Source organism: Ancylomarina sp. 16SWW S1-10-2 (assembly GCF_009669305.1).
Lineage (GTDB): Bacteria > Bacteroidota > Bacteroidia > Bacteroidales > Marinifilaceae > Ancylomarina.
In genome coordinates, this window is the sequence record NZ_SADB01000338.1 from 1 (window position 1) to 371 (window position 371).

The 371-nt window shown below is 42.9% G+C and carries 1 protein-coding gene; it reads left to right on the top strand.

Going from position 1 to position 371, the window contains the following annotated elements:
• Positions 1 to 210, top strand: a 210-nt coding sequence (locus EMN46_RS19450; RefSeq protein WP_229130457.1) for a sirohydrochlorin chelatase, incomplete at its 5' end; no start/stop codon positions are given.
• Positions 211 to 371 lie beyond the last annotated feature (161 nt).

Sequence of the window (371 nt, forward strand, 5' to 3'; positions counted from 1 at the left end):
ACATGCCTCGATTTAGGCTATCAACAATTCGACCTATACCCGCTATTTTTTAATCGAGGCAACCATGTCACTCGCGATATACCCGCGCAGATCGCACAAACACAAGAACAGCATAAAGGCTGTGTAATTCGGCAATTAGATTATTTTGGTAAGTTTGAGCAGCTGGGAAATAGTGTTGTCGAGCATATTCAAGAGCAAGTCGATACATAGCTCCGCATACAAAAAAGGCGGTAACTTTATGTTATACCGCCTTATGTTATACCGCCTTTTTTGAGTCGCGTAGATTTAACCGTTGAAGCTATGACTTATCACACAACGCCTGCGCTTCCGTCACATCCAACGAGCCTTCATAAATAGCACGACCAGTAATT